The organism is Microbacterium sp. gxy059 (assembly GCF_050958665.1).
In the GTDB taxonomy this organism is placed as follows: domain Bacteria; phylum Actinomycetota; class Actinomycetes; order Actinomycetales; family Microbacteriaceae; genus Microbacterium.
Genome location: NZ_JAMXWT010000006.1, coordinates 24,956 through 48,996 on the forward strand (window position 1 = coordinate 24,956; position 24,041 = coordinate 48,996).

The window sequence follows — 24,041 nt, forward strand, 5'->3', positions numbered from 1 at the left end:
CCGCAGCGCTTGTCGCGATGCGCTCAGCGGTCGGCGCGGCGCTTCTTCATCCAGGTGTCGATGACCTCCCACACCGGGATGCCGACCAAGAAGAAGCCCGTGAGGATCGCGAGGATGCGCAGCACGTCGGGACCGACGCCGTTCTGCAGGAAGACGGCGTCGAGGAACGCCGGGTTCACGAGATCGCCGCGCGCGAGGAGCGTCACGGACCAGCTGACGAACAGCACGGCGACGGCGGTGTTCGCGACGGCGAGGCCGGTCGTCCAGCGGCGTCGCAGGCGCACGCCCACGAGCACGCCCGCCTTGGCGAGGAGGATCGCGAAGAGGCCCAGCATGCCGAGCCACCAGAGCGCGGGATCCAGGACCGGAAGCGACTCTCCCCCGAGCCAGACGAACCCGACGAGGCGATCCCAGAAGAGGGCCGCGCCCATCAGCGCGAGGAGGACGAGCGAGACGATCATCTCGGATCGGCTCGCCCCGTCGTCCTGCGGCTCGGGCAGCTGGTCGAGGCTCCACGTCGACACCGCGTCGGCGCCCGTGCGGTCGAGGATCGCGAAGATGAGCGTCACCCAGAAGAACAGGTGGATGACGACCGTGGCGGTGACGCCGACCGTCTGGCCGATGATGGCGCCGATCGGCTCGCCCGCGAGCGACAGACCGAGGATCAGTGCTCCGGCCACGCACGCCGGCACGATCGCGAGCAGCAGCTTCATGAGACGCCACCACGCGAGGTAGAAGCGGGGGCCGATGAGGTGGAGGGGGCGGTCGGCGTAGCCGGCGGCGAGCGCAGCGGGGTCGCCGAGCTCCGTGAGCACGGTGCGCTCGGCCTCCTCGCGCGGCTCGCCCTGCTCGGTGCGCGCCTCGACGGCGTCGGAGATCGACGCGCGCAGCTCGTCGCGCACGTCGTCCTGCGCGGCGGGCGGCAGGGACGAGATGGTAGCGGAGATGTACCGCTCGGTCAGGGTGGTCATGTCAGCGCTCCTCGGAGGCCGTGCTGTCGTCGTCGAGGGAGGAGATCGCGGCGTCGAGCGCGCGCCACTCCCCCCGGAGGGCATCGGCGAGGCGGAGGCCCGCGTCCGATGTGCGATAGAACTTCCGCGGGCGGGCCTCGTCGGTGTTCCATTCGCTCGTGAGGTGCCCCTGCTTCTCGAGGCGCCGCAGCAGCGGATACAGCGTGTTCGCATCGGTCGCGAATCCGCGCTGCTCGAGCTGCTGCAGCAGGCCGTACCCGTATCCCGGCGTGCGGAGCAGCTGCAGGCAGGCGAGCACGACGGTCCCCCGGCGCAGCTCCTGCCGGTGCGTCTCGAAGTCCTCGCTCATGTCGACAACATTAGTGTGCGTCACACAGTATTGCAACAGCTACCCCTCATTTCGGACGACGCCGCGGAGGAAGTCCCGGACGTGGACCCCGACGAGATCGTGGAAGCGGCGCCGTTCGCGATCTCCGTCACCCGGGCACGCGTGTTCGACGAGCTCGCCGACGTCTTCCCCGCGGAGGACGGCATGCGCTACATCGCGGTCATGGCCACGGCCGAGAACACGTCGGACGATCCCGTGGCCGCGCGCGTGCTCGCGCAGGCCGTCGCCCTCGACCTCCCGCGGCTTCAGACGATCGCCCTCGACGCCGGCGAGAAGATCGTCGATCCCGAGGTGCTGCGCTCCGCCGACAGCCTCCCCCAGCGCACCTTCCAGCCCGGGCTGCCGATCGAGGTCGTCCTCGCCTGGAAGCAGCACGTCGCCGAACCCGTGGCCGCAGAGGCGTCGGTGGTCTTCTCCGAGCAGACCTGGCGCCGTTCCCTGCTCGACGACTCCTGGGGCTGGCGAGACGGCGAGCCCTCCTCTCGCCTCACGCTGCCCCTCGAACCGCTCGACGTCCCCGAGGAGGAGCAGTGAAGCTCACGCGCGAGGGATTCCTCACCGCGATCCTCGTCGTCGCGGCACTCTTCGTCGGATCGTTCGTCGTCGAGCGCATGCCGACTCCCGACGCGCTCCTCGGCGGGAGGCCCTTCCTCCAGGAGACGCCGATCGGGGATCCCGTCGAGCTGAGGACCGCGGAGGTCACCGTCGTCGAGGTGCAGCCGGCCAAGCGCGTCGAGCTGTTCGGCCAGGTGTCCGAGGCCGCGGGCATCTGGCTCGTCGCCGAGATCGTCTGGGCGCCGATCGCGTCGCCCAGCTCCCTCGGAGGCGCCTTCGTGGCCCTCGAGACGACGGACGGGCGCACATTCGGCGACGCGCAGACGGTCAACAACACGTGCGGTCCGACGCAGCCCGGCCTGGCGGTCGCGTGCCAGATCGCGATCGAGGTGGATCCCGATGCCCTCGCCGACGCGCAGCTCCTCGTGCCGGCGGAGACGTCCGTGCGCGCGGCCGACGACGTGGCGCGCATCGACCCGGGCATCGATCGCGCCACGGTGGAGCGGTGGACGGAGAGCGACGAGCAGATCGCGCTCCTCGAGAGCACGGCGGCGACCTCGTGACCCGTCGATCGTGGTGGCGCCGCAACCGCCTGTGGCTCGCCCTCCTCGTCCCGCTCGTCATCGTCGCGCTCGGCGCGTCGTCCTTCCGCCTCGTGACGCTCTATCTTCCGTGGGAGTGGTCCCGGCCGACCGTCGCCGAGGGCTCGTCCGGCGTCCTCCGCCAGACGTATGTCGAGCTCGACGGCGAGACGCGCGACCGCGAGGTGCGCGTGTCCGTCGTCGCGGTGACCCCGCACACGTGCGTGGAGACGAGGCCGAGCATCGTGATGACCTTGCGGATCACGAGGGCGATCACGATGAAGGCCACGATCGCGAGGCCGGGCGCGTAGTCGGCGCGCCCCCAGTCGAGCTCGAAGATGACGGTGTTGAGGCTCTCGTCCGCGGCGGAGTCGAGGAGGAACACGGACGCGTCCTCCTTCAGCAGCCCGGCGGACGCGTAGACCGCGAGGAACGGGATCATGACCTGCCCGGCGACCGTGAGATCCTCGCGCCACCGCTGCCTGCGGGTCGTCTGCTCGACGAGATCCGAGAAGGCGGGCAGCGTCGGCGCCATCGCGCGCAGCATGAAGACGAAGGACAGCAGCGTCGACAGCGGCGCGAGCGGGAGGATGAGCACGGCCGCGGTGGGGCTGTGGTCGGAGACGACGGTCGCGATCCAGAGGAAGATCATCCGCCCCGTCCACCCCAGGAGGCACAGGGCGATCAGCTGCGGCCAGTGCTGCCAGAGGACGCGGAGCCCGTCGACGACGAAGCGGCCGAACGTGCGCACGGCGGATCCCACGACCTGACCGAGCGCGCGCGTGATGACCACGAGCCGATTGCAGGGGCGGCGCGGCGGACCGCCGACGCGTCCCTCGCGGACGGGCTGGGAGAATGGCCGGATGAGCGCCGCCCCTCACCCGTTCGGCATCGCCCGCCTCGGCGCCGGGCTGGCCGTCGCCGACGCCGCGGACGAGATCGCGCGCGCGATCGCCGGCGGGGCGGCCGTCGTCACCGCGCCGCCCGGAACGGGCAAGACCACGCTCGTGCCGCCGATCGTCGCGAACCTCGTCGCCGAGCGCGCCGGCGGTCGCGTGCTCGTCACGCAGCCTCGACGCGTCGCCGTCCGCGCCGCGGCCCGGAGGATCGCGGAACTCGACGGGAGCAGGGCGGGCGAGCGCGTCGGCTTCGCCGTCCGCGGCGAGAGGCGCGCGTCCGACGGCACGGCGATCGAGATCGTCACGCCGGGCGTCCTGCTCCGGCGCCTGCTCGCCGATCCGGGGCTCGACGGCGTCGCCGCCGTCGTCCTGGACGAGGTGCACGAGCGGTCGGTCGACGGCGACCTGCTGCTCGGCATGCTCGCCGAGGTGCGGCAGCTGCGCGACGATCTCGTCCTCGTGGCGATGTCGGCCACGCTCGACGCGGGAGCCGTCGCGGAGCTCATCGGCCAGCCGGCTCCGGTCGTGGATGTGCCGTCCGCGCTGCATCCGCTCTCCCTCGCCTACGTCCCTGGCGTCGCGCCGCGACTCGACGCGCGCGGCGTCACCCCGGCCTTCCTCGACCACGTCGCGCGCACGGCGCTCGCGGAGCGGGAGGCCGCCGATGCCGACGCGCTCGTGTTCCTTCCCGGAGCCCGCGAGGTCGACGAGGTCGTGAGGCGGATCCGCGGCCTCGATCCCGAGGGGTCCGTCGATGTCCTCCCCCTGCACGGGCGGCTGCCCGCCGAGGATCAGGACCGCGCGACGTCGGGGCGCGCGGACGACACGTCTCCTCCGCGGATCGTCGTGAGCACGGCGCTCGCCGAGAGCTCCCTCACGGTGCCTGGCGTCCGCCTCGTCGTCGACGCGGGGCTCGCGCGCGAGGTGCGCCGCGACCAGATGCGGGAGATCACCGGCCTCGTGACCGCGAGCGCCTCGCGAGCGAGCGTCGAGCAGCGCTCCGGACGCGCCGCGCGTCAGGGGCCGGGACGGGCCGTGCGGCTGTTCTCCGAGGCCGACCTCGCCGCGTTCCCGAAGGCCGCGGGCCCGGAGATCCAGGCGGCCGACCTGACAGATGCCGCGCTGCTGCTCGCCGCGTGGGGCACCCCGGGCGGCGAGGGGCTCCCGCTGCTCACCCGGCCGCCGGCGGCCGCGATGGGGAGCGCCGTCTCCGCCCTGCGGGCCCTGCGTCTCGTCGACGGGGCAGGGCACCCGACCGACCTGGGCCGGCGGGTGGCCCGCATGCCGGTGGGTGCTCGCGAGGCCCGCGCCCTCCTCGCGGCCGCCGGCGAGGGGATCGATCCGCGCCTCGCCGCGGAGGTGATCGCGGCGCTCTCCGGCGACGCGCGCGAGCCGGGCGCCGATCTGTCGCGTCTGCTGCGCGACCTGCGCGAGGGGCGCGGCCCCGCCTCCCGCCGCTGGCGGAGCGAGGCGCGCCGCCTCGCCGCCCTCGTGCACGGCGAGGGCCCCTCCGCGCCGCGCGGGGACCCGACCGCGGTCGTCACGGCGCTTGCGCGGCCGGAGTGGATCGCGCGCCGCGTCTCGTCCGGGGGCCGCACCTACCTGCTGGCCTCCGGCACGCGCGCCGCGCTTCCGGAGACGAGCGCGCTCGTCGGATCCGATTGGCTCGCCGTGCACGAGATGCAGCGCGTCGAGGGGCGCGCGGCGGACGGAACGGGCGCCGTGATCCGCCTCGCCGCCCCGCTGTCGGAGGACGACGCGCTGCGCGTCGGATCCCCGCTGGAGAGCAGCGCGCGCGAGGCGCGCATCGACGACGGGCGGCTGCGGGTGCGCGAGGAGAGGCGCCTCGGCGCGATCGTCCTGTCGTCCACTCCCGTCTCGCCGCGGCCGGAGGACGCCGGTCCGGCGTTCGCGGCGCACCTGCGCGAACGGGGCCTCGCGGCCCTCGCGTGGTCGGAGCAGGCGACGGCGCTGCGCGCGCGGCTCGCGCTGCTCCGCCGCGAGATCGGGGAGCCCTGGCCCGATGTGCGCGACGACGCGCTCCTCGCCGATCTCGACGCGTGGCTCGGGCCCGACATCGACGCGCTCCGGCCAGGGGCGTCGCTCGCCTCCCTCGACCCGGCGACCGCGCTGCGGCGCCTGCTCCCCTGGCCGGAGGCGATCAGGCTCGACGAGCTGGCTCCGGAGCACCTTCCCGTGCCGTCCGGCTCCCGCGTGCGGATCGCCTACCCCGACCCATCGGATCCCGACGCGCGCCCCGTCGTCCCCGTGAAGCTGCAGGAGGTGTTCGGGCTGGCGGAGACCCCGCGCATCGCCGGCGGGCGCGTGCCCGTGCTCTTCCACCTCCTCTCCCCCGCACGGCGGCCGCTCGCCGTCACCGACGATCTCGCCTCGTTCTGGAACGGCCCGTACCGGGAGGTGCGGAAGGAGATGCGCGGGCGCTATCCGAGGCACCCCTGGCCCGAGGACCCCTGGACGGCCCCCGCGACGGCGCGCACCACCCGCGGGATGAGGAGGGAGTGATCGGCGTGGCTCCGCTCAGCGCGACGTGAGGCCCATCGCGGCGAACGCGCGGGCGTGGATCTCGCGGATCACGCGCTGCTTGCGGGCGTTGTAGTCCGAGACGAGCCCCGGCCCCGTGTTCGCGTGCCGGGCGGCGTCGCGCTTCGCCTGCTCGTAGAGCGCGCGGTCGTCGGCCTCGCCCGCGAGCCAGTCGCGGAAGAGACGGTGCCTGATGGGCTCCGGGCTGTCCCAGCCGAACACGTGCACGTTGCACATCGGCTCCTCCCCGCGCAGCATGCGGTGGCGCTGCCACCAGGGTTCGCGGATCCGCAGGGCGAATCCGGCGTCCTCGAGCGGCGGAACGTAGGCGTCCTCGTCATCCGGGTCGGCGACGATCAGGTCGATGTCGACGATCGGCTTCGCGGCGAGCCCCGGAAGCGAGGTGGATCCGACGTGATGGATCTCGAGCGCACGCCACCCGAGCGCCTCCCGGATGCGCGCGCTCAGTCCGCGGAAGGTCTCGGGCCACGCGGGCGACCACGGTGCGATGTCGACGTGCTGCGGCGGCTCCGCGCCGGCCACCCACGGGGAGACGCCGTCCGGTGCGGGGGTCTCGGCGAACGTGACGATGTCCCGGATGGAGGTCATTCCCCCATCATGCACCGCGCGTCAGCGTCCGGACGCCCGCCAGCCGGTGAGGATCGGGCCGTCCTCGATCGCGTTGATCTCGTCTCGCGCCGCCGACCATCCCTGGGCGGCGTCCTGTCCGTCGAACCCGCCGCGCGCCACGCGGAACCCGACGTCGTCATGGCGCGAGCGCGGTCCCGCCCCGCGGCGCACGGAGGCTCGCACGTTCCAGGCGCTGTCCGAGAAGCCGCCCCCGCGGAACACCCGCTCCTCGCCCCGCGCGGGGTCGAGCAGGTCCCAGCACCACTCGTTCGCGTTGCCGAGCATGTCGAACAGGCCGAAGAGGTTCGGCATGCGTCCGCCGACGTCCTGCGGAGACCGCAGCCCGTCCGCGGCGGTCCAGGCGATCTCCGGAAGCGGACCGTACTGCGGGGCCGCGGAGCCCGCCCGGCAGGCGAGCTCCCACTCGGCCTCGGTCGGCAGCCGGTACCCGTCGGAGTCGACGTGCCAGCGCACCTCCTCCGCGTCCACCGCGTAAGCGGGATCCAGACCCTCCCACTCGGAGAGCGCGTTGCAGAAGCGGATCGCCCGCTGCCAGCTCACGCCCACGGCGGGGCGACGCGGGTGGCGGGAGGGCACGCCGAGAAGCTCGGCGAGCAGCTCCTCCGTCACGGCGAACGTCGCGATCGCGAACGGCTCGAGCCGCACGACGCGGCGCGCCTTTCGCCGCGGATCCTCAAGCGTCACGGACCCGCCGGGGATCCGCGCCATCTCGACGTCCGGGGTCACGGCCGCGCCGTCCAGAGGCGCGCCGCCTCGGCCGCCGCCTGCTCCATGAGGTCGCGCAGCGCGGGATCGTCCGGCACCGAGAACGACACGTACGCTCCCCGTCCCCCGGCCACGGGGCGCCCGTAGGCCTTCGCCGCGAGCGTGCCGTCCTTCAGCAGACGCACCGTGAGCGACGTCAGCCGGAACTCCTCGCCGCGACGCACGTCGTTCCAGCGCAGATGCTCCGGGATCGTGACGTTGAGGGCCAGGCCGTTCACCTCGAGGGCGTCGTCGGAGGGCATGCCCCGAGCCTAGCCACCGCTTATCCGACGATGCTCGAGAAGAGCACCGACACCGTCATGGCGAGGATCACCGTGTTGAAGGCGAACGCGAACAGCACGTTGACGCGCGCCAGCGTCCAGGCGGCTCGGGAGCGCAGATCCGCGGGCGCGGCCGCCGCCATGGCCGACATGAGCACCGCGAGCGTGAGGTAGTCGCCGAATCGCGGATCGCCGTCGACGTGGAGCACGAGATGGGCGGATCCGTCGTCCTGCTTCTGCGTGTCCAGGTGCAGGTACTGGAGGGCGAAGGAGTAGACCATGATCGCCCACGCGCCCGCGACGCTCGCGAGGCCGAGCCCGATGTAGATCGGGTCGGAGCGGTAGCCGGGATCCAGCGCGACGACCAGCATGAGCACCACCGCCACGAGCGATCCGGCGAGCGTCCAGTCCGTGGCGTCTCCCGTGCCGAACAGCGCCGCCCACAGGGTGCCTCGGCTGCGGCGTTCTCGGCGCGCGGCGGAGCTCAGCGCGCGCGGACCGCGGTCGCGGTACGACAGGTGGGTCCAGATGAGGTAGCCCGCGGCGAACAGCGGCCAGCAGAAGAGCACGCCGCGGGTCACGAGCTCCGGGCCGGCCACCTCGCCCCACTCCCCGCGACGCCACACGTCGAGCGTCACGAGCCCCGTTCCCGCCGCCGCGGCGACGAGCATGGCGAGATTCGAGCGGGTCGTGTCGCTCACGTAGCGTGCCGGCATGCGCCGATTGTTCCACGGCGCAGCGCGGCCGCCGCGATCTGCGACACTGATGCCATGACCGCCGCCGATCCGCGCACCCTGCGGGCCGTCCCCGAGGCTCTCGATGAGTTCCAGCAGGCCGAGCGCCATCCCGAGTACCGCGTCGATGTGGAGCGGATCCGCTTCTCGCCCTACTTCTCGCGCCTGTCCGCGGTGACGCAAGTCATCTCCCCGACGGGCGCCGGCCTCGCCGTGCACAACCGGCTGACCCACTCCGTGAAGGTCGCCGCGGTGGCCCGCGCGATCGCCGTCCACCTGGAGACGACCGCGGGAGCGACCGGGAAGCTCGTGCACGACCTCGGAGGGTGCCACCCCGTCGTCGTGCAGGCCGCGGCCAGCGCGCACGACCTCGGCCACCCGCCCTTCGGCCACCTCGGCGAGCAGACGCTCGACCGCGTGGCACGCGAGCGGTTCGGCCTGACGGACGGGTTCGAGGGCAACGCGCAGACCTTCCGCATCATGACCCGCCTCGACGAGCACGACAAGCCCGGCATCGGGCTGAACCTCACCGCGGCCGTGCGAGCGGCCGTGCTGAAGTACCCGTGGCTGCGGGGCGAGGGCGGAGGCAGGCGCGGCGGATCCCGCAAGTTCTCCGCGTACGCGATCGACCTCGACGCGATGCACGACGCGCTCGCCGCCTACCCGCGCATCGCTTCCGGCCAGCAGACCATCGAGTGCTCCGTCATGGACATCGCCGACGACATCGCCTATTCGATGCACGACCTCGACGACTTCTACCGTGCGGGCCTGCTCGATCAGACGACGATCTCCGCGGAGTTCCGCGCCTGGGAGCGCGACCTCACCGAGCTGCGCCTCGCCGACGTCGCGGAGCTCCGGCCCGCTTCGCGCGTCCCCGGCCGCTCGCTCGAGCTGCTGTGGCGCCGGCTCGCGTCGCGCGATCCGTGGATCGCGGACGCCGACGCCTTCGCGCACGCCGTGCAGAAGGTCGCCGACGAGGTCATCGACGGCCTGCTCGCCGTGCCCTTCGACGGGTCGCTGGCCTCCGAGCGCGCGCTCGCCGCCTTCACGTCGGAGTGGATCACGCACCTGCAGCGGTCGATCGTCCTGCATGCGGAGCCGGCGCTGCGCAGCGGTCACGTGAGCCTCGATCAGGAGGCCTGGCACGAGGTCGCGGTGCTGAAGTTCCTGCACGAGCGGTTCATCCTCGACCGCCCCGACCTCGCCGTGTACCAGCGGGGGCAGGCGAGCCTGGTCGAGCGGCTCGTGATGGGCTTCGCCGCCTGGCTCGACGATCCGCACGACGCGCGGCGCGCCCCGCGGCGGCTCGTGGACCTCGTGGATCTCGCGACGGAGGACGCGCTGCGGCTGCGCAGGGAGCACCCCGATTTCGCGGACGAGGGCAGCGAGCGCGAGCTGCGCCGCCGCGCCGCCGGGCGGGGCATCATCGACTACGTCGCGGCCCTCAGCGACACCCAGGCGACATCGCTCGACGCGCTCCTCAGCGGCCGCACCGAGCGCCTGTGGGACGCCGGCCAGGGGCTGTAAGGCGCGTCTCGGATCCGCGGCGGGGATTGGGCCCTCTCCGTGCGACGCGGTGCGGGGCCAGCGGCGGGCTCCCCCGCCGCGCCTGAGATGCGGTGGGGCGAGGTCCGTGTCTCGTCTTCTGCGGGAAACCGGGCGCCGGAGCCGCCGTTTCCGAGACATGGTGCGGGCTGCCGGACGGCCGTGTCTCACTTCCTGCGGGAAAGGCCGCCGGATACCCGCCGTTCGCGAGACACGGCGGTGGTGCGAGGTCCGTGTCTCGCTTTCTGCGGGAAACCGGGCGCCGGAGCCGCCGTTTCCGAGACACGGTACGACCGTGTCTCACCTCCTGCGGGAAAGCACGCCGGATAGCCGCCGTTCGCGAGACACGGTGCGGACACGCAGAAGGGGGCGCGACCGTGCAGGTCGCGCCCCCCCTTCGCGCCAGAGGATCACTCGGCGGGGAGCACGAGCTCCTGGCCGGCGTAGATGAGGTCGGTGTCCGACACGCTGTCCTGGTTGACGGCGTAGAGGCCGAGCCAGCCGCTGTCGAGGTCGAGGGACTCCGCGATCTGGAAGAGGGTGTCGCCCGACTCGACCGTGTAGGTCTCGTCGGAGGCCTCGACGTCCGGCAGGTCGAGAGCAGGCGCCGGGGCCTCCTCCGGTGCGGGAGCGGCCTCGGGGGCGGGCGCCTCCTCAGCGGGGGCCTCCTGCTGCGGGGCGGCGGCGGGAGCCGGCTCCTCGGCAGGAGCGGGCGCCTGCTCCTCGCGCGGCTCGGCGGATCCGGCCGCGCCGATCTGGGCCGAGCACGTCGGCCAGGCGCCCCAGCCCTGGGTGGCGAGGACGTTCTCCGCGACGCGGATCTGCTCCTCGCGCGATGCGGCGGCGGGGTTGCCGCTGCCGCCGTTCGCCTCCCACGTCGGCAGCGAGAACTGCAGGCCGCCGTAGTAGCCGTTGCCGGTGTCGATGGCCCAGTTGCCGCCGGACTCGCACTGGGCGAGCGCGTCCCACGTCGCGTCGTCCGCGGCGTTGGCGGCCGCGGGGACGAACGTCGCCGCGGCGGCGAGGGCCAGCGCGCCGGCCGCGATCGCTCCGCCCCGCGCGAATCGGGGGGAACGGCGCGCGTCGGTGTGGGCGGGTCGGGTAGTCGTGGTCTTGGTCACTGCGAACTCCGCGGCCCCGTCTCGGCACGATCCTCGCGCCGACCGCCCGACCGATGCATCGACATCAGGGAACGAAGGACTCTGGGGGCGGATCCGACGGCGGTCCTTCGCGGTTCAAGTCGCCCACGCTACACCTAGGTCACGGTTGGATAACAAATCTGTTCAGCGTCTTGTCAGGAGACTCTTGATTCCGGGTAGCTCGCCGCCGGTCACTCGAGGAAGTCGTGCTGTACGTCCTCGACGTCACCGACGAACACGAGCCCCGGTGCGTCCCCGATTCAGACCTCGAGCATGGTCGCGAAGCGCCCCAGGCTCCCCCGGGGGAAGACGGCGACGTACGCCCCCTCGGGCACCCGCTTGCCGAAGCCGGTCACGAGGATCCCGATGTCGGGGAACAGCGTCGAATGCCCGCCGCGGCCCTCCTGCATCCGCTCCCGCGCGCACAGCGTCGCGAATCCGCTCCTGTCGAGGATCTCGATGTCGCCGACGAGCACCGGCTCGTATCCGGCGCCGCCGAGCTGCTCTCGGATGGCCGCGCCGCGGCCGGGCCGGTAGACGACGATCTCGCTGAGCACGCCGTCCTCGAAGATGTGCTCGGTCGCGCCCCGCCGCTCGGTGATGGCCTCGAGGATCGGGTCCTCGCGCACGTCCTCCGCGTCGCCGGCGACGTCCGCGACCTCCTGAGGCGTCATGCCGAACCGCACGTCGTCGACGCCCTCGAAGGGGACGACCAGGTGGCGGACCGTGCTGCTCGACATGGATCCCCTCCGCGCGACTCTCTCCATCGCCGACTCTACGAGCCCGGGCGCGCGACAGGAGGCACGCCCGGTGACCATCCGCTGAACACGAGGGGAACGCCCCCGGGTCGGCGGCCAGAGAGGCCGCAGCGCGCCGGAGCGGCGCGCACGTCGTGCCGGATCCGCCGGCGGAGGTGGTGACTCCGCCAAGCGTTCGCGAAGCGCGGATACCTCGACGCGAAGCTGATCCGCGGGACGCCGTCGGCGATCACCCGGCCCTCAGCCCCCCCCCGAGCTGATGCGGGGCCGGCCCGCTCTCCGCGGCGGAGAGCGGGCCGACTCAGGCGGGGATCTCCAGTTGAAGGAGCGGGTAGGGGCGGCCGTCGCCGTCGAGTTCGCTCCGGCCCGCCTGCACGAAACCTCGCCGGAGGTAGAAGCCGAGCGCTCCCGCGTTCTGCTCGTTGACGTCCACCCTGGTCACGCCGTACCGCGCGATGGTCTCGTTGACGAGCGCGGTGCCGACGCCGGCGCCGCGGGCCGAGTCCGCCACGAAGAGCATCTCGAGAGACCCCTCGGCGACTCCGGCGAAGCCCACCGGCCGGTCATCGGTATCAGCGACGAGCATCGAGACAGCCGGAAAATACGTGGAGATCAGACGGGATTCGATGCGCTCGAAATCGGACTCATCGAGAAAGTCATGGGTGGCGCGCACGGCGCTGCGCCAGATCTCCACGAGCTCCGGATACTCCGTCCAGCCGCGTGATGGTCGGATGAGGAACCGGGGCGCGGGCTCGTTCATCGGTCCATCATCGCATCGTCCTCATGAGGTCGCGTCGCCCTCCGCCGGCCCCTCGGTGTTCGGCTTCCCCCCCCCAGCGCCGGAGCCACGTGGGCAGCGAACTTCTCGAGGATCGACGCGTTGAGCGCCACGCCGAGCTGGTTGGACTGCTGTGTCCAGTTAGCCATCTGCCGACTCACTCGTCCTAGCGTCCTTCGTCGACGATCTGCGCTAGGGCAGCAAGATGAGCTTCCAGTGCTGTCCTCCCTCGCGGCGTGAGACTCACCCACGTCAAGCGCCGTGAGTCGGCCCGCGCGTCTGAGCTTTCCTTGCGAACTGTGATGAGTCCGGCTGTTGCTAGGGTCTTCAAGTTCTTCGAAAGATTGGCATCGCTGAGCTGGAGAGTGTCTCTGACAACGGCGAACTCCAGTTCAGCGACCCGACGCAAGAGTCCGCAGATGCGCAGACGCACTGGAGAATGGATGATCTCGTTGAATGCCGCTATGACGGGAGCGCTCATGTGGTGCCCTGATCTTGAGCGAGTTCTTTCCTGAGCGTTTTGTCGTAGCGACGGCCGAGCACCACCGTCGCCACGAATGCACTAATGACCACGGGAAGAACCCACCACGACGAAACCTCAGTGGGACGAACGACGAGAGCCCCGGCCATGGCGAGCGCCAGTACTCCGACGGAAGCCAAGAGCATCCGACCGCTACGCTTGCCAGTCGGCTGAGTGAGCGAGAGGCCGTAGCGCCGCGAGTAGGCGGTGGTGAGCACGGGTATAGCGATGATGCCGAGGGTGACGAGCGAAATGCTCAACGGAGGCGACAGGACCTGAGCCAGAACAAGGACGGACACAATGAGCCCCAGGGCCGGGTGATACCACCATGGCGTTACGACTTGCTTGGCCAATCGTGATCGGTCGGCACTCAGTCGACTGAGAATATCTGCCGCCTCGGATGCGGAGGGCGGTTGCGGTTTGTCGCCAGCCGGTTCCGGGATCAGGTCTCTTTCCATACTGGCAAGCGTATCAGAGACTTTCCTATACGGAAAGTGACCTGCCGGAGTGATGCGCAACAGCGGCAGGGGCTGACGAACGTTTTGAGGAGGTGAATTCAGATCACGTCTCCAACGACAGGACCAGCCGTGTTCGGCTTCCACCCCAGCGCCGGAGCCACGTGGGCAGCGAACTTCTCGAGGATCGACGCGTTGAGCGCCACGCCGAGCTGATTCGGGACCGTGAGGAGGAGCGTGTCGGCCGCGGCGATCGCCTCGTCGTGCCGCAGCTGCTCGATGAGCGCGTCGGGCTCGTCGGCGTACGTACGTCCGAAGATCGCGCGCTGCTCGCCGTCGATGAATCCGACCTGGTCTTCCGTCTCGCCCGCGAGGAAGAAGCGGCGGTCCACGTCGTCGACGATCGGGAAGATCGACCTCGAGACCGACACCCGCGGCGAGAAGCCGTGGTCGTGGCGCGCCCACTCCTCGCGGAACGCGTCGATCTGGCGGCGCTGCTGCACGTGGAACGGCTCGCCCGACTCGTCGTTCTTCAGCGTCGACGACATGAGGTTCATGCCGCGCGCGGCGGCCCACCGTGCGGTGTCGTCGGATCCCGCGCCCCACCAGATCCGCTGGCGGAGCCCCTCGCTGTGCGGCTCGAGGCGGAGGAGTCCCGGCGGGTTCGGGAACATCGGGCGCGGGTTCGGCTGCGCGAACCCGTCGCCCTCCAGCAGCTCGAGCACGAGCTCGGTCTTCTGCCGCGCCATCTCCGCGCCGGACGGATCCTCCTCGCCGGTCGCATACCCGAAGTGGCGCCAGCCGTCGATCACCTGCTCGGGTGACCCGCGCGAGATGCCGAGCTGCAGTCGGCCGTCCGCGATCAGGTCGGCCGCGCCCGCGTCCTCGACGAAGTACAGCGGGTTCTCGTAGCGCATGTCGATGACGCCGGTGCCGAGCTCGATGCGGCTCGTCTTCGCCCCCGCGGCCGCGAGGAGCGGGAACGGCGACGCGAGCTGGCGCGCGAAGTGGTGCACCCGGAAGTACGCGCCGTCCGCGCCGACGTCTTCTGCGGCCTGCGCGAGGTCGATCGACTGGTGCAGCACATCGCTCGCCGACCGCGCCCCCGACTGCGGGTGCGGCGTCCAGTGCCCGAACGAGAGGAACCCGAATGTGTTCATGGGTCCATTCTGGCGCATAGATCAGGGGGTGGGGTCGACCCGCGCCCAGTCGGCGATCTTCGGGCGTCGGCCGTCGCCGGACGAGCGGCCGGTGAGGCGGCGCCTCACCCAGGGGGCCACGTGCGCGCGGTAGTAGTCGCGCGTGCCCAGGTGCGCCGCCGCCGGCTCGGACAGCGACCACCACTCCTCCGGCGGCTCGACGCCGAGCGCATCGAGCACGCGCGCGGCGACGCGGTGGTGGCCGCGGGCGTTCATGTGCAGGCGATCCGGCGACCAGAACGCCGGGTCGCGCAGCAGCGGATCCGGCCAGTTGAGCGCCCAGACGATGTCCGCGTCCCCGCGCAGCCGTGCCGTGACCGCCGCGCTCAGGTCGTCGCCGCGGCGGCGGATCATCCGCCCCATCGGGAGCCCGGCCGACGGATCCGCCCCGGAGAGGAGCACCGGGACGACGCCCTCCTCGCGACAGCGGCGCACGACCTTGACGAACGCGTCGACGATGCGCTCGGGCGACGTGCCCGGCCGGAGCATGTCGTTGCCCCCGCCGTTGAACGACAGGTGCGTGGGGCCCAGCGCCAGCGCGGGCTCGAGCTGCTCCTCGACGACCGGCCACGCCAGGCGCCCGCGGATCGCGAGGTTCGCGTACGAGATCGCCTCGCCGCGCGCGGAGGCCCATCCCTCCGCGGCGAGATCCGCCCACCCGCGGGGCGTGCCGTCCGGGCGCTCGTCGCCGACGCCCTCCGTGAACGAGTCTCCGATCGCGACGAAGCGCACGTCAGTCATCGCCCCAGTCTACGAAGGTCGCCGGGATGCGGCCTCAGGACGCGAGGGCGCGCCCCTTCAGATCGGGCAGCAGCCACGCGCCCGCCGCGGCGATCGCGAAGAACGCCGCGAACACGACGAACACCAGCGGCGGGCCGCCGATCTGCAGCGCCCACGGCGTGAACAGCGGAGCGAGGATCGAGGCGATCCGCCCCACGCCCGCCGCCCAGCCGGCGCCCGTCGCGCGGACCCGCGTCGGATACGTCTCGGGGCTCACGGCGTAGAGCGCGCCCCACGCGCCGAGGTTGAAGAACGACAGCAGGCATCCGAACAGGAGGATCTGCCACACCTCCCCCGCCGTGCCGAACAGCACCGCCGAGAGGGCCGACCCCACGAGGAACGCGGAGAGCGTCGCGCGGCGCCCCCACGTCTCGATCAGCCACGCGGCCACCGCGTAGCCGGGCAGCTGGGCGAGCGTGATGATGAGCGTGTAGCCGAACGACGTGACGAGGTCGAAGCCGCGGCTGACGAGGATCGTCGGGATCCAGATGAACGCGCCGTAGTACGAGAAGTTCACGCAGAACCACACCAGCCACAGCGCGCCGGTGCGCCGCGCCATCCCGCCGGCGAAGAGCGCGCGGAATCCCGTCGCCGTCGACGCGGGCGCCTCCTCGGGCTCCGGTTCGGCGACCGGGGCCGCGTCGATGGGCGCCGCATCCTCGAAGCGGCGCACGACCGCGTCCGCCTCCGCGATGCGGCCGCGGCGCTCCAGCCAGCGAGCCGATTCCGGCAGGCCCCAGCGCACCACGAGCGCGTAGGCGGCCGGGATCGCGCCGAGCGCGAACGCCCAGCGCCATCCGTTCTCGAGCGGCACGACGAAATAGCCGATCACGGCCGACGCCGTCCATCCCACCGCCCAGAACGCCTCGAGGATGACGACGAGCCGACCGCGGATCCGCGCGGGCGCGAACTCGCTCACGTAGGTCGACGCGACCGGCAGCTCCGAGCCGAGCCCCAGGCCCACGAGGAAGCGCAGCACGAGCAGCGCGCCCACTCCCCCGACCAGGGCGCTCGCGCCCGTGGCGACGCCGTAGACGAGCAGCGTGATCGCGAACACCTGGCGGCGCCCCAGGCGATCGGCGAGCAGCCCACCGAGGCTCGCCCCGATCGCCATCCCGATGAAGCCCACCGACGTGATCCACCCCGTCTCGTGCGGGGCGAGGCCCCACTCGACGGCCAGTGCGGCGATGATGAACGAGATGAGCCCCACGTCCATCGCGTCGAGCGCCCAGCCGACGCCGGAGCCCGTGAGGACGCGGCCGTGCTCGCGGTTGAAGCGCAGCCGGTCGAGACGCGACGAGGGGGAGGTCGTGGGTTCACGGAGGGAGGTCACAGCGACAGGTTAGTGTCGAAGTGACCTTAAGTGAAATCGGCGGCGCTAGCCGACGAGCGCCGCACGCAGGGTGTCGAGCCCGACGCCGCCGAGATCGAGCGCGCGTCGGTGGAAGGCCTTCATCGAGAAGCGCTCTCCCTCGCGCTCTCGGCACGCGTCGCGGACCTCCTCCCAGATGCGCTGCCCCACCTTGTACGACGGCGCCTGACCCGGCCAGCCGAGGTAGCGGTTCACCTCGAAGCGCACGAACTCGTCGGCCATGTTGACGTTGCGGCGCATGAAGTCGAGCGCGTAGTCGGCATCCCACCTCTGATAGCTGTCGGGACGCCGCTTGCCGAGGTGCACGCCGATGTCGAGGACGACGCGCGCGGCGCGCATGCGCTGCGCGTCGAGCATGCCGAACCGGGCGGCGGGGTCCTCGAGGTAGCCGAGCTGCTCCATGAGGCGCTCCGCGTACAGCGCCCACCCCTCCGCATGGCCAGACGAGCCCGCGAGAAGGCGCCGCCAGCTGTTCAGCTGTCCGCGGTTGTGCACGGCCTGGCCGATCTGCAGGTGATGCCCCGGGACGCCCTCGTGATAGACCGTCGTCAGCTCGCGCCACGTGTCGAACGAGGTCACGCCCTCCGGAACGGACCACCACATGCGGCCCGGCCGCGAGAAGTCGTCGCTGGGCGCCGTGTAGTAGATCTCCCCCGACGTGGTCGGCGCGATCATGCACTCGATGCGGCGCACCGGCTCGGGGATGTCGAAGTGCGTCTCTCCGAGCTCCTCGACCGCCTGGTCGGCGGTCTTCTGCATCCATTCGCGCAGCGCCTCGGTGCCCGCGAGCTTCCGGGCGGGGTCGCGCTCGAGGAAGGCGACCGCCTCCTCGACGGTCGCGCCGGGCAGGATCTCCCTGGCCAGCGCCTCCTGCTCGCGCGTCATGCGCGAGAGCTCCTCGAGGCCCCAGTCGTAGGTCTCGTCGAGGTCGATCTCGGCGCCGAGGAAGCGGCGGGAGTGCAGCGCGTACAGCTCGCGGCCCACCGCGTCGTCCTCTCCCGCGCGGGGCGCCAGCACCCCGTCGAGGAAGCGCGCGAGACGGCCGTACGCCGAGCGCGCCGCGTCCGCTCCGGAGGCGAGATCGGAGGTCAGCGAGGCGGACACGTCGGCGTCACCGACGAGCTGGTCGAAGAATCCCCCGGGCAGCGCGTGCCCGCGCACCTGGTCGGCGACCTCCCGCACCTGCCGCACGGCGGGCGCCACGCCCTGGTGGATGCCCTCCCGCAGCGTCTCGATGTAGCCGTCGATCGCGTCGGGGACGAGGGAGAGACGCCGCGCGACGTCGTGCCAGTCGTCGGGGGTCTCCCGCGGCATGAGGTCGTACGCCTGACGGATCTGCTGGGACGGGCTCTCGAGCACGTTGAGGTCGCGCAGGTGCCAGCGCGACTCGTGCAGCTCGATGTCGAGCCGCAGAGAGGCGGCGAGGTCGGCCTGGGTGACCCGGTCGACGTCGTCGACCGGGTCGGCGGCCTCGAGACGGGCGAGCGCCGCGCGCGCAGCGGACGCCGCGGCCTCCGCGCCGGCCGGGCTGTAGTCGCCGTAGCGGTCGTTCGCCTCGCGGCGACCGAGATAGGTGCCGAGCGTGGGATCGAGCGCGACGCTCGCGTCCACCCACTCCTCCGCGATGCGGTCGATCAGGGACGGTTCTCTCGTGTTCTCATCCATGCGGTGCTCCACGCTACCGGGTCAGTGAGCGGCCTCGTTCCAGTCGGCGCCGTGGCCGACCTGGACCGAGAGGGGCACGCTGAGCTCGGCGGCCGAGGACATTCGGTCGCACACGATGCGCTCCACGTCGTCCCACTCCCCGGCGGCGACCTCGACGACGACCTCGTCGTGGATCTGCAGCAGCAGGCGCGAGCGCAGGTCGCGCAGGTCGTCGCCGATCCCGAACAGCGCGATCTTCATGATGTCGGCGGCACTGCCCTGGATCGGGGCGTTGAGCGCGGCGCGCTCGGCGTTCTCGCGCAGCACGCGGTTGGGGCTCGAGAGATCCGGGAACGGGCGACGACGGCCGAAGATCGTCTCGGTGTAGCCGTCTTCCCTCGCCTTCTCGACGGAGCCTCGCAGGTAGTCGCGCACGGCCCCGAAGCGCTCGAAGTAGCCGAGCATGAGCTGCTTGGCCTCCTTCTGCTCGATGCCGAGCTGCTTCGCCAGGCCGAAGGCCGACAGCCCGTAGACGAGCCCGTACGACATGGCCTTCACCTTGCTGCGCATGTCGCCCGTGACGTCCTCCGGAGCGACGCCGAACACCTGCGCTCCGACGTAGCGGTGGAGGTCCTCACCCGCGTTGAACGCGGCGATGAGGCTCGGATCTCCCGAGAGGTGCGCCATGATGCGCATCTCGATCTGCGAGTAGTCGGCGGTGAGGAGGGTCTCGTACCCCTCGCCCACCTCGAACGCGGCGCGGATGCGGCGGGACTCCTCGGAGCGCACGGGGATGTTCTGCAGGTTCGGGTCGGTGCTCGAGAGCCGGCCGGTCTGGCTGCCCGTCTGGAGGTAGGTCGTGTGCACGCGCCCGTCGTCGCCGATCGCCGCGTCGAGTCCGTCGATGATCTGCTTGAGCTTGGTCGCCTCGCGGTGCGCGAGCAGCTGCCCGAGGAACGGGTGCCCCGTCTTCGCCTGCAGGTCGCCGAGCGCGCTCGCGTCGGTCGTGTATCCGGTCTTGGTCTTGCGCGTCTTCGGCAGCTCGAGCTCCTCGAAGAGCACCTGCTGCAGCTGCTTGGGCGAGCCGAGGTTGACCTCGCGCCCGATCTCGGCGTACGCACGCTGCGCGATGTCGGCGGCGCGCTCTCCCAGCTCTGCGGAGAACGTCGAGAGCTTGTCGTGGGAGACCGCCACGCCCGCGATCTCCATGTCGGCGAGGGCGAGGAGCGTCGGCATCTCGATCTCGAAGAGGACCTCGCGCGCGCGGTTGGGGAGCTCCTCGACCACCGCCTCCCCGGCCCGGAGCGCGTACCAGCTGAGCTGTCCGGGCGTCGCGCCGTCGTTCTCGGGCACGAGCTGGTTCGGATCGGCCTCCGGCAGCGTCTCGCCGAGGTAGCGATCGACCAGGTGCGCCAGCGTCTTGTCCGGGAAGGACGGCCGCGCGACCCATCCGGCGATGAGCGCGTCGTTGGCGAGGCCGCGGACCTCGAGGCCCGCCCGCCTCAGCGCCTTGACCTGCGTCTTCGCGTCGCACATCACCTTCGGCGCGTCCGAGGCGAACCAGGACGCGACGGCATCGCGCACGTCGTCGCTCCAGGCCGCCTCGACGGCCGCGTCGGACGTCGCGAGGCCGAGACGCGAGGGCAGGCCGTCGTCGACGACGACCGTCACGCCCACGGGCCGCTCGGGATCGACGAACCAGCCCGCGAGCGCCTCGGCGTCCAGCTCCACGATGGCCGGCGCCTCGACCTGCGGCTCCGCCGCCTCCTCGGACACGGAGCCGCCCGTGGCCTGGAGGACGCGCTCGAGGAGCTTGCGGAACTCGAGCGTCGAGAAGATGTCGCGCACGGCGCGCTCGTCGGCGGGCCGGGTCTCGAGGTCGTCGAGCCCGACGGGGAGCTCGAGGTCGTCGAGCAGCCGGTTGAGGCGGCGGTTGCGGCGCACGTCGTCGATGTGCTCGCGCAGGTTGCCGCCCACGACGCCCTTGATGCCGTCGGCGCCGTCGAGGATCGCGTCGAGCGAGCCGAACTGGTTCAGCCACTTCACCGCGGTCTTCTCCCCCACCTTCGGCACGCCGGGGAGGTTGTCGGCCTTCTCGCCGACGAGCGCCGCGATGTCGGGGTACTGCTCGGGAGGGACCCCGTAGCGCTCCTCGACCGCCGGGGGGTCGTACCGCTTGAGCTTCGAGACGCCCTGCACAGACGGGTACAGGAGGGTCACGTCGTCGGTGACGAGCTGGATCGCGTCGCGGTCGCCCGAGCAGACGAGCACGCGATATCCGGCCTCCGCGCCTCGGCGCGCGAGCGTGGCGAGGATGTCGTCGGCCTCGAACCCGTCCTTCTCGAGCACCGTGATGCTCATCGCCTCGAGGCACTGCTTGAGCAGCGGGATCTGCCCCTTGAACTCGGCGGGCGTCTCTTGGCGCCCCTCCTTGTAATCGGGGTACTCCTCCTTGCGGAACGTCTTGTCGGACACGTCGAAGGCCACCGCCACGTGCGTGGGCTGCTCGTTCTTGAGCAGGTTGATGAACATCGACAGGAATCCGTGGATGCCGTTGGTGTGCTGCCCCTCCTTGTTCTGGAAGGAGTCGACCGGCAGGGCGAAGAAGGCCCGGAATGCGAGCGAATGTCCGTCGACGACGAGCAGAGTAGGCTTCGTGGGGTCTGTCACTCCTCCACCCTATGGCGGTCCGGTGACAAACGAACCACCGACGCCGAAGGAGCCCCGCGTGACCGCGTACGACCCCCGAACGATCGACGGACTCGCGTGGGTGCGCTCGCGCGGCCTGGGAGCGCTCGCCGACCGGATGGGCATCCGGATCGTCGAGTTCGGCGTCGATCGGTCCGTGGCGACGATGCCCGTCGAGGGCAACACGCAGCCGGTCGGCCTGCTGCACGGCGGCGCCTACGTCGTCCTGGGCGAGTCCCTCGGCTCGATGTCCGCCAACCTCGTGGCCGGCCCCGGGCGTCTCGCCGTCGGCGTCGACATCAACGCGACGCACACGGCGTCCGCCACCTCCGGCGTGGTCACCGGCGTCTGCACGCCCGTCCACCTCGGCCGCACCCTCACGGTGCACGAGATCGCGATCGAGAACGAGGCGGGGCGCCGCTGCTCCACCGTGCGGATCACCAACCTCATCAAAGACGCGCCGGGGCTGTGACAGCCCCGGCGCGTCCGCGTCGGCGAGGGAGGATCCGCCGGGAGGTCAGTCCTTCTTCGGAGAGATCTGCTCGATGATCGCCTTGGCGACGTCCTGCATCGTGAGGCGACGATCCATCGACGCCTTCTGGATCCAGCGGAACGCCTCCGGCTCGCTGAGCCCCATCTTCTCGTTGAGGAGGCCCTTGGCCCTGTCGACCAGCTTGCGGGTCTCGAAGCGCTCGACCATGTCGGCCACCTCGGCCTCGAGCGTGATGATCTGCTCGTGGCGCGCCAGCGCGATCTCGATCGCCGGCAGCAGGTCGTTCGGCGTGAACGGCTTGACGACGTAGGCCAGCGCGCCGGCCTCGCTCGCCCGCTCGACGAGCTCCTTCTGGCTGAACGCGGTCAGGAGCACGACGGGGGCGATGTTGTCCTTGCTCAGGCGCTCCGCCGCGGTGATGCCGTCGAGCTGCGGCATCTTGACGTCCATCACGACGAGGTCGGGACGCAGCTCGGTAGCGAGCTGCACGGCGGTCTCGCCGTCACCCGCCTCGCCGACGACGTCGTATCCGTTGTCGCGGAGGATCTCGACGATGTCGAGACGGATCAGCGACTCGTCCTCTGCCACCACGACGCGGCGCGGCGCGGGCGCGTTCTGGTCGTTCTGCTCTTCGCTCACGTTCCCCATCCTAGGACTCCGACCCTCCCCGACCCTGACGACTTTCCGGAAAGCCGACGGGGGAGGATCACGATCGTGCCGGTGATGGGACTCGAACCCATACGCCCTCGCGGACAGCGCATTTTGAGTGCGCCGCGTCTACCGTTCCGCCACACCGGCCGAAGGGCGCCGGTCAGAAGACCGACGCCCTGGCTCGCACGCTATCAGGCCTGATACGCGGGGGCCGCGCCGTGCAGCGCGTCGCCCACGCGGTGCACGCGCAGATCGTTCGTCGAGCCCGCGATCCCGGGAGGGGATCCGGAGATGACGATCACCTTGTCGCCGACGCGGGCCAGCTCGTTGGCGAGCAGGTACTCGTCGACCTGGAGGAACATGCGGTCGGTGTGCTCGACCGGGTCGACGATGGCCGAGCGGATGCCCCAGGTCAGCTGCATGCGACGCCGGGTCTCCTCCGCGAGGGTGAAGGCGATCATCGGGCGCGAGGAGCGCAGGCGCGACATGCGGCGCGCCGAGTCGCCCGTCTGCGTGAAGATGCAGAGGAGCTTCGCGTCGACGAAGTCGGCCACCTCGACGGCGGCGAGCGTGATCGCCCCGCCCTGCGTGCGGGGCTTCGTCGCCAGCGTCTCGATGCGCTCCAGGCCGTGGTCCTCGGTCGAGGCCACGATGCGGGCCATCGTCTGCACCGTGACGACCGGGTACTCGCCCACGCTGGTCTCGCCCGAGAGCATGACCGCGTCGGCGCCGTCGAGGACGGCGTTCGCGACGTCGCTCGTCTCCGCGCGCGTCGGGACCGGGTTCTGGATCATCGACTCGAGCATCTGCGTCGCGACGATGACCGGCTTCGCGAGACGGCGCGCGATCGAGATCGCCCGCTTCTGCACGATCGGCACGGCCTCGAGCGGCAGCTCGACGCCGAGGTCGCCGCGGGCGACCATGATGCCGTCGAACGCCTCGACGATCTCCTCGAGGACGTCGACCGCCTGCGGCTTCTCGATCTTCGCGATGATCGGGACGCGGCGCCCCTCCTCCGCCATGATCACGTGGGCCCGCTGGACGTCCTTCGCGCTGCGCACGAAGGACAGCGCGATGATGTCGGCGCCCTTGCGCAGCGCCCAGCGGAGGTCGTCCTCGTCCTTCTCGCTGAGGGCGGGGACGTTGACCGCGACGCCGGGCAGGTTGATGCCCTTGTTGTTGCTGACGGGGCCGCCGACGATGACCTCCGTCGTGACCTTCACCCCGTCGGTCTCGAGGACCTTCACGCGCACCTTGCCGTCGTCGATGAGGAGGAAGTCGCCCGCCTTGACGTCCTTCGCGAGGCCCGAGAACGTCGTGCCGACGAGCTCCTTGGTGCCCTCCACGTCCTCCGTGGTGATGGTGAAGATGTCGCCGGGCGCGAGGTCGTGGGGGCCGTCGGCGAACCGGCCGAGGCGGATCTTCGGCCCCTGCAGGTCGGCGAGGATCGCGACCGGGCGCCCCGCCTCCTCCGCCGCTCCGCGGACGTTCGCGAAGTTGTCGTCGTGGACGGAGTGGTCGCCGTGGCTCATGTTCAGCCGGGCTACGTCGAGCCCCGCGTCGATGAGCTCCCTGACGGTCTCCTTGGTCGAGGTCGCCGGCCCGAGGGTCGCGACGATCTTGGCTCGTCTCACAGAATCGCCTTCCGCACTGCTGGGCGCATCAGCGCCCGTT

At 71.5% G+C, this 24,041-nt stretch carries 24 protein-coding genes and 1 tRNA gene; 5 read left to right on the forward strand and 20 right to left on the reverse strand.

Going from position 1 to position 24,041, the window contains the following annotated elements:
- Positions 1–23 precede the first annotated feature (23 nt).
- Entirely contained in the window at positions 24–971 is a 948-nt protein-coding gene (locus NHL53_RS05330) for a permease prefix domain 1-containing protein (protein WP_433775815.1), read from the reverse strand.
- 1 nt (position 972) lies between these two features.
- Entirely contained in the window at positions 973–1,320 is a 348-nt protein-coding gene (locus NHL53_RS05335) for a PadR family transcriptional regulator (RefSeq protein WP_433775816.1), read from the reverse strand.
- Positions 1,321–1,401: 81 nt separating this feature from the next.
- Between NHL53_RS05335 and NHL53_RS05340 the strand changes: the two genes are divergently transcribed.
- Positions 1,402–1,893, forward strand: coding sequence for a hypothetical protein (locus NHL53_RS05340; RefSeq protein ID WP_433775817.1), 492 nt, complete (start codon positions 1,402–1,404; stop codon positions 1,891–1,893).
- The gene (locus NHL53_RS05345) at positions 1,890–2,477 is read left to right on the forward strand and encodes a hypothetical protein (RefSeq protein ID WP_433775818.1); all 588 of its coding nucleotides are present in this window, start codon (positions 1,890–1,892) and stop codon (positions 2,475–2,477) included. Before NHL53_RS05340 ends, NHL53_RS05345 begins: the two co-directional genes overlap by 4 nt.
- A 100-nt stretch (positions 2,478–2,577) precedes the next feature.
- Here the strand turns inward: NHL53_RS05345 and NHL53_RS05350 are convergent, their stop codons facing one another.
- Positions 2,578–3,288, reverse strand: a complete 711-nt coding sequence (locus tag NHL53_RS05350; protein ID WP_433775819.1) for a hypothetical protein — start codon at positions 3,286–3,288, stop codon at positions 2,578–2,580.
- 70 nt (positions 3,289–3,358) lie between these two features.
- Here NHL53_RS05350 and hrpB point away from each other — a divergent pair, with 70 nt between their 5' ends.
- Positions 3,359–5,917 (forward strand): ATP-dependent helicase HrpB, encoded by a 2,559-nt coding sequence (gene hrpB, locus NHL53_RS05355; protein WP_433775820.1) that lies wholly within the window; start codon positions 3,359–3,361, stop codon positions 5,915–5,917.
- A 15-nt stretch (positions 5,918–5,932) separates the two neighbouring features.
- Here the strand turns inward: hrpB and NHL53_RS05360 are convergent, their stop codons facing one another.
- The 4 genes from NHL53_RS05360 to NHL53_RS05375 are packed head-to-tail and all read right to left on the reverse strand — an operon-like array spanning position 5,933 to position 8,327.
- The gene (locus tag NHL53_RS05360; RefSeq protein WP_433775821.1) at positions 5,933–6,544 is read right to left on the reverse strand and encodes a GrpB family protein; all 612 of its coding nucleotides are present in this window, start codon (positions 6,542–6,544) and stop codon (positions 5,933–5,935) included.
- A 21-nt stretch (positions 6,545–6,565) separates the two neighbouring features.
- The gene (locus tag NHL53_RS05365) at positions 6,566–7,294 is read right to left on the reverse strand and encodes a formylglycine-generating enzyme family protein (protein WP_433775914.1); all 729 of its coding nucleotides are present in this window, start codon (positions 7,292–7,294) and stop codon (positions 6,566–6,568) included.
- A gap of 14 nt (positions 7,295–7,308) precedes the next feature.
- Positions 7,309–7,593, reverse strand: coding sequence for an SIMPL domain-containing protein (locus NHL53_RS05370; protein ID WP_433775822.1), 285 nt, complete (start codon positions 7,591–7,593; stop codon positions 7,309–7,311).
- A 20-nt stretch (positions 7,594–7,613) separates the two neighbouring features.
- Positions 7,614–8,327, reverse strand: coding sequence for a DUF1345 domain-containing protein (locus tag NHL53_RS05375; protein ID WP_433775823.1), 714 nt, complete (start codon positions 8,325–8,327; stop codon positions 7,614–7,616).
- 54 nt (positions 8,328–8,381) lie between these two features.
- Between NHL53_RS05375 and NHL53_RS05380 the strand changes: the two genes are divergently transcribed.
- Positions 8,382–9,872 carry a deoxyguanosinetriphosphate triphosphohydrolase family protein gene (locus tag NHL53_RS05380; RefSeq protein WP_433775824.1) on the forward strand — a complete coding sequence of 497 codons (1,491 nt, stop codon included), beginning with the start codon at positions 8,382–8,384 and terminating at the stop codon, positions 9,870–9,872.
- A gap of 428 nt (positions 9,873–10,300) precedes the next feature.
- Here the strand turns inward: NHL53_RS05380 and NHL53_RS05385 are convergent, their stop codons facing one another.
- From NHL53_RS05385 to polA, 10 genes are all read right to left on the reverse strand, one after another.
- Complete coding sequence (locus NHL53_RS05385; RefSeq protein WP_433775825.1) at positions 10,301–11,011, reverse strand: transglycosylase family protein; 711 nt, start codon at positions 11,009–11,011, stop codon at positions 10,301–10,303.
- Between the two features lie 278 nt (positions 11,012–11,289).
- A complete protein-coding gene (locus NHL53_RS05390; protein WP_433775826.1) occupies positions 11,290–11,769 on the reverse strand; it encodes a hypothetical protein in 480 nt (159 codons plus the stop codon).
- Between the two features lie 319 nt (positions 11,770–12,088).
- A complete protein-coding gene (locus NHL53_RS05395) occupies positions 12,089–12,547 on the reverse strand; it encodes an acetyltransferase (RefSeq protein WP_433775827.1) in 459 nt (152 codons plus the stop codon).
- A gap of 184 nt (positions 12,548–12,731) precedes the next feature.
- Positions 12,732–13,046, reverse strand: coding sequence for a transcriptional regulator (locus NHL53_RS05400; protein WP_165132445.1), 315 nt, complete (start codon positions 13,044–13,046; stop codon positions 12,732–12,734).
- Positions 13,043–13,543: a hypothetical protein gene (locus tag NHL53_RS05405; protein WP_433775828.1), complete on the reverse strand. Its 501-nt coding sequence runs from the start codon at positions 13,541–13,543 to the stop codon at positions 13,043–13,045. The genes NHL53_RS05400 and NHL53_RS05405 overlap by 4 nt, the downstream gene beginning before the upstream one ends.
- A 98-nt stretch (positions 13,544–13,641) precedes the next feature.
- Entirely contained in the window at positions 13,642–14,700 is a 1,059-nt protein-coding gene (locus NHL53_RS05410) for an LLM class flavin-dependent oxidoreductase (protein ID WP_433775829.1), read from the reverse strand.
- 21 nt (positions 14,701–14,721) lie between these two features.
- Complete coding sequence (locus NHL53_RS05415; protein WP_433775830.1) at positions 14,722–15,480, reverse strand: SGNH/GDSL hydrolase family protein; 759 nt, start codon at positions 15,478–15,480, stop codon at positions 14,722–14,724.
- Positions 15,481–15,514: 34 nt separating this feature from the next.
- On the reverse strand, positions 15,515–16,852 hold the full coding sequence (locus NHL53_RS05420) for an MFS transporter (protein WP_433775831.1): 1,338 nt from the start codon (positions 16,850–16,852) through the stop codon (positions 15,515–15,517).
- Positions 16,853–16,897: 45 nt separating this feature from the next.
- Positions 16,898–18,556 (reverse strand): DUF885 domain-containing protein, encoded by a 1,659-nt coding sequence (locus NHL53_RS05425; protein ID WP_433775832.1) that lies wholly within the window; start codon positions 18,554–18,556, stop codon positions 16,898–16,900.
- Between the two features lie 21 nt (positions 18,557–18,577).
- On the reverse strand, positions 18,578–21,205 hold the full coding sequence (gene polA / locus NHL53_RS05430; RefSeq protein ID WP_433775833.1) for a DNA polymerase I: 2,628 nt from the start codon (positions 21,203–21,205) through the stop codon (positions 18,578–18,580).
- A 136-nt stretch (positions 21,206–21,341) separates the two neighbouring features.
- On the opposite strand from polA, the gene NHL53_RS05435 reads away from it, so the two are divergent.
- Complete coding sequence (locus NHL53_RS05435; protein ID WP_433775915.1) at positions 21,342–21,695, forward strand: hotdog fold thioesterase; 354 nt, start codon at positions 21,342–21,344, stop codon at positions 21,693–21,695.
- 45 nt (positions 21,696–21,740) lie between these two features.
- Here the strand turns inward: NHL53_RS05435 and NHL53_RS05440 are convergent, their stop codons facing one another.
- The 3 genes from NHL53_RS05440 to pyk form a co-directional block, all read right to left on the reverse strand.
- Entirely contained in the window at positions 21,741–22,364 is a 624-nt protein-coding gene (locus tag NHL53_RS05440) for an ANTAR domain-containing response regulator (protein ID WP_433775834.1), read from the reverse strand.
- A 67-nt stretch (positions 22,365–22,431) separates the two neighbouring features.
- Positions 22,432–22,514 (reverse strand) — tRNA-Leu (locus NHL53_RS05445).
- Positions 22,515–22,558: 44 nt separating this feature from the next.
- Entirely contained in the window at positions 22,559–24,001 is a 1,443-nt protein-coding gene (gene pyk, locus NHL53_RS05450) for a pyruvate kinase (RefSeq protein ID WP_433775835.1), read from the reverse strand.
- Positions 24,002–24,041: the final 40 nt, after the last annotated feature.